Source organism: Cupriavidus sp. 05N39 (genome assembly GCF_056397325.1).
Map to the genome: position 1 here is coordinate 1 of NZ_JBFTNE010000247.1, position 1,191 is coordinate 1,191.

Annotated in this window: 1 protein-coding gene; it reads left to right on the forward strand. The window is 60.9% G+C overall.

Annotated elements, in window-relative coordinates; genetic code table 11:
* Positions 1–22: 22 nt before the first annotated feature.
* The coding region (gene tuf, locus AC1DN0_RS41065) for an elongation factor Tu (protein WP_477146612.1) at positions 23–1,191 on the forward strand (1,169 nt) is incomplete at its 3' end.

A 1,191-nucleotide genomic window follows, 5' to 3' on the forward strand; every position in this document is an offset into this window, starting at 1 on the left:
AAATGGCAAAGGAAAAGTTCAAATGGCAAAGGAAAAGTTCGAGCGGACTAAGCCGCACGTGAACGTTGGCACGATTGGTCACGTTGACCATGGCAAGACCACGCTGACGGCCGCGATTGCTACGGTGCTGGCAGCCAAGTTTGGCGGCGCCGCCAAGAAGTACGACGAAATCGACGCAGCACCGGAAGAAAAGGCGCGCGGTATTACCATCAATACCGCCCACGTCGAGTACGAAACGGCTAACCGTCACTACGCACACGTTGACTGCCCGGGCCACGCTGACTATGTGAAGAACATGATCACGGGCGCAGCGCAGATGGACGGCGCGATCCTGGTGTGCTCGGCCGCTGACGGCCCCATGCCCCAGACCCGCGAACACATCCTGCTGGCCCGCCAGGTTGGCGTGCCTTACATCATCGTGTTCCTGAACAAGTGCGACATGGTCGACGACGCCGAGCTGCTCGAGCTGGTCGAAATGGAAGTGCGCGAGCTCTTGTCCAAGTACGAATTCCCCGGCGACGACACCCCGATCATCAAGGGTTCGGCCAAGCTGGCACTGGAAGGCGACAAGGGCGAACTGGGCGAAGTGGCGATCCTGGCCCTGGCCGACGCGCTGGACACCTACATCCCGACGCCGGAACGTGCCATCGACGGTACCTTCCTGATGCCGGTGGAAGACGTGTTCTCGATCTCGGGCCGTGGCACGGTTGTGACCGGTCGTATCGAGCGCGGCATCATCAAGGTCGGTGAAGAAATCGAAATCGTTGGTATCAAGCCGACGGTCAAGACCATCTGCACCGGCGTGGAAATGTTCCGCAAGCTGCTGGACCAAGGTCAAGCCGGCGACAACGTGGGTCTGCTGCTGCGCGGCACGAAGCGCGAAGACGTCGAGCGCGGCCAAGTGCTGTGCAAGCCGGGTTCGATCAAGCCGCACACGCACTTCACCGGCGAGGTCTACATCTTGTCGAAGGACGAAGGCGGCCGTCACACCCCGTTCTTCAACAACTACCGCCCGCAGTTCTACTTCCGTACGACCGACGTGACTGGCTCGATCGAGCTGCCGAAGGACAAGGAAATGGTCATGCCGGGTGACAACGTGTCGATCACGGTCAAGCTGATTGCCCCGATCGCCATGGAAGAAGGCCTGCGGTTCGCCATCCGGGAAGGCGGTCGTACCGTCGGCGCCGGCGT